Source organism: Streptomyces sp. NPDC058877 (assembly GCF_042742855.1).
GTDB lineage: Bacteria > Actinomycetota > Actinomycetes > Streptomycetales > Streptomycetaceae > Streptomyces.
Window position 1 is genome coordinate 1 of the sequence record NZ_JBHYMF010000301.1, and the last position, 5,780, is coordinate 5,780.

The window sequence follows — 5,780 nt, forward strand, 5'->3', positions numbered from 1 at the left end:
GCGTGCGGGGCAACGTCGGGGGCCGTCCGGGATCAGCCGGCGGCGGGGGCCCCGAGCTGGACTCCGTTGCCGGCGGTTTCCTCCCGGGCCGCCAGGGCCTTTTGTGCGAGGACGCCGAAGACGACTCCGAACACGGCCCACAGCACCGCTTGGATGGCCAGCGTGGAAACCCGGAACTCCCAGAGCAGCGCAGCCGGGAAGCCGGCCTGGACGGCATCGTCGTTGTTCGGCAGGACGACGAAGGCGATCGCTGTGACGGCGACGAAGCCGGCACCGGCCGCCAGGGTCGCGTTCCAGTTGCCCAGGCGCGGTGCGAGGCGTCGTCCGGCGATCACGGCGGCGACCCCGAGGAGGATGCTGAGCAGGATCATCAGGAAGAACAGGGTGGTGCGCTTCCCGATCGTGTCGGGATTTCCGACGGCCGGCGGGGTCGCCGGGTACTTGAGGAACGGCACCAGGTAGACGGTGGTGAACGCGGCGGCGGCGGTGAGCGCCGCCGTCGCCCGCGGGCTGAACCGGCCGATGCGACCGAGGGCGAAGGAGAACGCCAGTGCGGCGATGCCGCCGAGCGCCACTCCGTAGACCAGGACTCCGGTGGCCAGGCCGAAGGTGGACTGGGTGGTGCGGCTGAAGCCTTCCTCTTCCTCCGGGGCTTCGGAGGTGGCCGTGCCCTCGTGACCGGCGTGGGCTTCGTGCCCGCCCTGGGCCTCCTCCACCGCGATCGCGCCGTTCACGGAGGGCTCGCCCACCACGTAGGCCACGGCGAAGGCGAACAGTCCGGCGATCAGGCCCGCGAGCATGCCGCGGACCAGGAGGGTTCTGACAGTCGAGGCGTGCATGTGCTGGTCGCCCCTCAGTGGCAGGGGAAGCCGAGCAGGTGGCGACCGTCGTGCACCCATTCGTGCACGTCGGTGCCCGCGAACACGGAGGTGGCGCCCTGCTCGGCGCCCACGAAGTACAGCGCGACCAGCGCGAGGAGGCCCACGAAGAAGGCCCAGGGAAGGACGGCACGCACGGGCAGCGGGGCCGGTGCGGTGAGCGATGGGGTGGAAACGGCGGGGGAGACGACGGCCTCGGCCATGATGGAACCTCCTGTGGGAACTCGCGTCCCAGACGGTGGTGCAGGACGACGGTCCACGGGTCTGACTCACCGCGACGCCGTCTTCCGGGACGTTGCGGCTCACAGTGGCGCGACCGTGCCGGATTCTCACCGGGCTTCCGTCTCGCCGTCGTCACGCTGTTCAAATGTCGCCTGACCGTACCGCGTGCTGCGGTTCCAGCCAAGGGCGTGAGGCCGGGATCACGCTCTGCCACCTCCGGGGGTAGAGTCCCGCCGACCGGTCCGTCGACCGCCGACCGGTCCGTCGACGGGCCAGCCGTACCCCTTGCCGCAAAGGATCCTGATGACAGTCCGGTTGACCCTGATCTCGCCCGCGACGGGCGAGGCGCTGCGCGAGGTCCGGTTCGATGACGACGGTCCGCTCGACCCGACCAGCATCGCCCGGGCCGAGGCCCTCGCGTCCGCAGTCGGTCCTTCCCCGCGCGCATACGCCTCTCCGTCCCGTCGCTGTCGCCGCACGGCGGAGGCCCTGGGCCTGCAAGCGGTCCCGTTGGGCGAACTCGCCGGCTGTGCGATGGGTCGGTGGCGCGGCCGCGGCCTCGCGGAGGTCGCCGAGGCGGACGCCGCCGGGGTCTCCGCCTGGCTGTCCGACCCGACGGCGGCCCCCCACGGCGGGGAGTCCCTGCGGGACCTGCGCGTCCGGGTCGGCTCCTGGCTCGACGACCTCCGGGACGGCTCCGGGCGTGTGGTGGCGGTCGTCGAACCGGACGTGATCCGTGCCGCGACCGTCCACGCCCTCGCGGTACCGGACGCGACGGCCTGGCGCCTCGACGTCCGCCCCCTGGCCGCGGTCCACCTCAGCGGGCGCGCCGGCCGTTGGAACCTGCGCACCGGCGAGCCGCTCGCGCAAGGCAGCTAGGCGTGTCTCACGCGGTGAACGCGGCGAGCTTCTTGCCGCAGGCCGGGGTGGCGCCCACGGCCTGGTCTCGACCTGCCGGTGGTGGCGGACCGGGTGCGGGATCTTGAGGAGATGAGCAGCCCGTGGCACGCTCACGCCGCGTGATCGATGAATTCGCGAAAGCCAACCTGCACGAGAGACTGCGGCGGGACCGCAAGGCGTTGCTCTGGAAGCTCGACGGCCTGTCCGAATACGACGCCCGTCGACCTCTGACAGCAACCGGAACCAACCTCCTCGGCTTGGTCAAACACCTGGCCACCGTCGAGGCCAGGTACTTCGGCGAGGTCTTCCACCGCCCTTCCCCGGAACCGCTGCCCCGGTGGCAGGACCACGACGGCAGCGACCTGTGGGCGACCGAGGACGAGACCCGCGATCAGATCACCGGGTTCTACCGGCGCACGTGGGAACACTCGGACGCGACGATCGACGCGCTTCCGCTCGACGCCCCCGGCCACGTGCCGTGGTGGCCGGAGCCTCATCCCAACACGAACCTGTTCGCCATCGTGGTCCACGTCCTCGGCGAGACCAATCGGCACGCCGGACACGCCGACATCCTGCGCGAGGGCCTCGACGGCCGGACCGGGATGCGTCCCGAACACGAGAAGCAGATCGACGAGGAAACCCGTGCTGCCCACTGCGCGAAGATCGAGCAGGCCGCCAGGTCGGCGGTGGCGAACGACGCCTAGCAGTGGCTGTGCCCGGGGGTGTCCGCCGCCGGCGTTCGGCATCTCGCCCACTACCAGGCATCGCCGTTTCACGGAGCGGACCGGGGCCGGCCCGTGGTGTTGGCGGCACTGGCCCTCCTCACCGTCTCGCCGTCCGCTGCCGACGCAAGGGGGCGCTTCCTCGTCCTCCTGGCCCCTCCTCGGCCCCACCTGCTTACGAGAAGCTCTCGAAACTCGCCACGCGTTACAACCCTTCAGGTGTCCCCATGGTCAAGAGCGTCATGGACACGCCCGATGTGTGGATCGGTCTCAGTGACAAGGAGTTGCGGAGGAACCGGTGGTGGACCGCTTTCCTGACGGTGTTCCTCGGTGGCGGGACGTTGGCGGCGGGCTTGACCCCACCGGCGTCGGAGCGGTGGTGGTGGGTCGGTGTTTTCGGTTTCGTGTGGGTGCTCGCGGTCTTCTCCATGGTCAACCGTGGATACGGTCGGACGCTCCTCACCGCGGAGGGGATGAAGTTCCACACCTTCGTCAGTCGGCGCTCGATTCCTTGGGGCGAGATCACTCGAATCGAAAAGCGGGAGCACCACACGCGTGGCGGTCCCTTCTGGGACGTCCGGGCCGTAAGGGTCAGTGGGCGTTCGCCCACGATTCCCGGGGTCTTCACCAGCAGGGCGTTCGATGTGGAGTTCGACCAGAAGCTGGCCACGATCCAGGAGCGTTGGGCCCGCGCAGCCGGCGCTTGATGGTTCCCGAGCCGCGGGAGCCCCGGTGGCCGTGGGGAAGGGGACGGTCCCGTCGAGGGGCCGTCCCGCTGGCCTTCCGCTGAACCCGTGGGCCACCGAGCCCTCCCACCGGACGGTGCCGGGGCGGGAAGCAACGGGTGCTTCCCGCCCCCGGTCGATCGGTGCGGACGCGTCAGGCCGGGCGTCTCCACTCCCGCAGCAGCAGGTAGCCGAGGTACGCGCCCCCCACGGCCATCGTGTACAGGCCGACCGGAAGGTTGTCGAAGAGCGGCGACTGCTGGGCGGTCAGATCGGCGAGGACCAGGAGCAGGGCGCCGAGCAGCGTCGACATGACCAGGTGCGGTCCGCCGCTCCGGGTGACCCGCTTGGCGATTTGCGGCGCCGTCAGGGAGACGAAGGCGATCGGTCCGGCGACGGCGACCGCGCCGGCGGACAGGACGATCGACAGGGTGATCGCCGCGGTCGCCGTCCGGCCCGGACGGGTGCCCAGACCGGTGGCGAGGTCGTCGCCCATTTCTCCGATGCGCAGGGGGCGCGCCAGGAGTGCCGCGAACGGTAGGCAGACGAGCAGGATCAACCAGACGGTGGCCGCGTCGTCCCAGGAACGGGCCGCGAGGCTTCCGTTGATGTAGGCGGTGAGCGCGCTGGCCTTGTCCCGTTCGACGGCGTAGACGACGTACTGGGTCAGTGCCGTCGACATCGCGGCCACGCCGATCCCGGCCACGACCAGGCGGCCGGGATTGCGGAACCCGGTTCCGGTGGAGACGTAGACGAGGCTCATGGCGAGCACCGCACCGAGGAGCGCTCCGAGGGGAACCGGCACGAGGTCGGGGAAGAACAGTGCCGCGGCGGCTGCTCCCGCCCCGGAGCCGGCACTGAGGCCGATCACGTCCGGGCTGCCCAGCGGGTTGCGGGTGACCGACTGGAAGAGGGCGCCGGACAGGCCGAAGGCGGCACCGGCGGCGATGGCGACCACCAGCCGGGGACCGCGCAGCCGGTTCAGCACGAAGGCGTTCTTGCCCGTGGCCTCGCCCATGACGGCGGACGGAAGGTCGGCCGGGTCGATGCCGAGACGCCCCATCGACAGGGTCGCCACGGCCGCCCCGAGGAGCAGCAGCAGCGTCACCGCGGCGGCCAACACGGTGGGGCGGCGGATCGGGACGGCGATCCGGGGCCCGATCCGCAGGAGGGCCCGACCGGCGGGTCGAAGGGGCCGTGACGGCGTCACGGAGGGGGTGTCGATCCGTTCGGCGGTCGTCATGTCGCTCCTCTCATGCGGCGGACGGCGAAGAGCAGCGCGGGTGCACCGACGAAGGCGGTGACGACGCCGACCATGAGCTCCTGCGGCCGGAGCAGGACCCGGCCGATGACGTCGGCGAACAACAGCAGGGCCGGACCCACGAGCGAGGTGAAGACGATCTGCAAGCGGAAGTCGGCGCCCACGAGCGCCCGGACGACGTGCGGGACGGCGAGTCCGACGAAGGCGATGGGGCCGACCGCCGCCGTCGCCGCGGCGCTGAGGAGAGTGGCGGCGAGCAGTCCGGCACCCTTGATGCGCACCGGGCTGATGCCGAGGGAAGCCGCCTTGTCGTCGCCCATCGCCATGGCGTTGAGGCCGGGGGCCAGGAGTGCGGCGAGGAGGAAGCCGACCGCGGCGAACGGGAGGACCGCCCAGAGGGCGTCGAAACCGCGTCCGCCGAGCGAGCCCACGACCCAGTACCGGTAGGTGTCGAAGACCCGCGGCCGGGACAGGGCGACGGCCTGGATGAACGCGGCCAGGACGGCGGAGAGCACCGCACCGGCGAGCACCAACCGGACCGGGCTGCCGCCGCCTCCCGCCGTGCCGATGAGGTGGACGGCGACACCGGTCACCAGGGCGCCGACGAGCGCCCACCAGATCGTTTCGCGCTGCCCGGCGGCGCCGAGGAACGCGGTTGCGGCGACGATGCTGGCGGAGGCGCCCGCGTTGATGCCGAGGAGTCCCGGCTCGGCGAGGGGGTTGCGGGTGATGCCCTGCATGAGGGTGCCGGCGACCCCGAGGCAGAGCCCCGCGAGCAGGCCGAGTGCGGTGCGGGGGTAACGGCTCTCCACGACGGTGCGGAGGTATCCGTCCTCTTCGCCGGTGACGACCCGTAGGACGTCCGCTGCGGACGTCGGCTTGCTGCCGAACATCGTGCTGGCGAGGACCGCCAGCGCGAGCAGGACCAGGCACAGGACGGTGGCTGTGAAGTGCCGGGCCGGGCCCCGCCGTACGCACGCGGGGCCCGGCCCGGTCCGGGAGGGAGTGGTCCCGCCGGGGCGCTGCTGCTACTTCCCGGCCGTGGCGACGGCCTTGTCGATCAACGGGACGT

Annotated in this window: 7 protein-coding genes and 1 riboswitch; of the genes, 3 read left to right on the forward strand and 4 right to left on the reverse strand. The window is 71.6% G+C overall.

The window, feature by feature from the left end:
- Positions 1-32: 32 nt before the first annotated feature.
- Together ACFW2Y_RS34315 and ACFW2Y_RS34320 are read right to left on the reverse strand one after the other, a co-directional pair.
- Positions 33-839, reverse strand: a complete 807-nt coding sequence (locus ACFW2Y_RS34315; protein WP_384887229.1) for a CbtA family protein — start codon at positions 837-839, stop codon at positions 33-35.
- Positions 840-853: 14 nt separating this feature from the next.
- The gene (locus ACFW2Y_RS34320; RefSeq protein WP_384887231.1) at positions 854-1,081 is read right to left on the reverse strand and encodes a CbtB-domain containing protein; all 228 of its coding nucleotides are present in this window, start codon (positions 1,079-1,081) and stop codon (positions 854-856) included.
- A 59-nt stretch (positions 1,082-1,140) separates the two neighbouring features.
- A riboswitch (cobalamin riboswitch) is annotated at positions 1,141-1,220 on the reverse strand.
- A gap of 183 nt (positions 1,221-1,403) precedes the next feature.
- Here ACFW2Y_RS34320 and ACFW2Y_RS34325 point away from each other — a divergent pair.
- The 3 genes from ACFW2Y_RS34325 to ACFW2Y_RS34335 all read left to right on the forward strand — a co-directional run bounded on the left by ACFW2Y_RS34325 (position 1,404) and on the right by ACFW2Y_RS34335 (position 3,429).
- Positions 1,404-1,979, forward strand: coding sequence for a histidine phosphatase family protein (locus ACFW2Y_RS34325; RefSeq protein ID WP_384887234.1), 576 nt, complete (start codon positions 1,404-1,406; stop codon positions 1,977-1,979).
- A 140-nt stretch (positions 1,980-2,119) separates the two neighbouring features.
- A complete protein-coding gene (locus ACFW2Y_RS34330; protein WP_384887236.1) occupies positions 2,120-2,704 on the forward strand; it encodes a DinB family protein in 585 nt (194 codons plus the stop codon).
- Positions 2,705-2,949: 245 nt separating this feature from the next.
- Entirely contained in the window at positions 2,950-3,429 is a 480-nt protein-coding gene (locus ACFW2Y_RS34335; protein ID WP_384887238.1) for a hypothetical protein, read from the forward strand.
- 172 nt (positions 3,430-3,601) lie between these two features.
- Here the strand turns inward: ACFW2Y_RS34335 and ACFW2Y_RS34340 are convergent, their stop codons facing one another.
- Together ACFW2Y_RS34340 and ACFW2Y_RS34345 are read right to left on the reverse strand one after the other, a co-directional pair.
- Positions 3,602-4,690 (reverse strand): FecCD family ABC transporter permease, encoded by a 1,089-nt coding sequence (locus ACFW2Y_RS34340; protein ID WP_384887240.1) that lies wholly within the window; start codon positions 4,688-4,690, stop codon positions 3,602-3,604.
- Positions 4,687-5,643, reverse strand: coding sequence for a FecCD family ABC transporter permease (locus ACFW2Y_RS34345; protein ID WP_384887243.1), 957 nt, complete (start codon positions 5,641-5,643; stop codon positions 4,687-4,689). The genes ACFW2Y_RS34340 and ACFW2Y_RS34345 overlap by 4 nt, the downstream gene beginning before the upstream one ends.
- Between the last annotated feature and the right edge of the window lie 137 nt (positions 5,644-5,780).

Bases quoted from the DNA above. Each gene is read 5' to 3' on its own strand.
- ACFW2Y_RS34315 (WP_384887229.1), bottom strand. From the start codon at position 839: ATGCACGCCTCGACTGTCAGAACCCTCCTGGTCCGCGGCATGCTCGCG.
- ACFW2Y_RS34340 (WP_384887240.1), bottom strand. From the start codon at position 4,690: ATGACGACCGCCGAACGGATCGACACCCCCTCCGTGACGCCGTCACGG.
- ACFW2Y_RS34325 (WP_384887234.1), top strand. From the start codon at position 1,404: ATGACAGTCCGGTTGACCCTGATCTCGCCCGCGACGGGCGAGGCGCTG.
- ACFW2Y_RS34335 (WP_384887238.1), top strand. From the start codon at position 2,950: ATGGTCAAGAGCGTCATGGACACGCCCGATGTGTGGATCGGTCTCAGT.
- ACFW2Y_RS34320 (WP_384887231.1), bottom strand. From the start codon at position 1,081: ATGGCCGAGGCCGTCGTCTCCCCCGCCGTTTCCACCCCATCGCTCACC.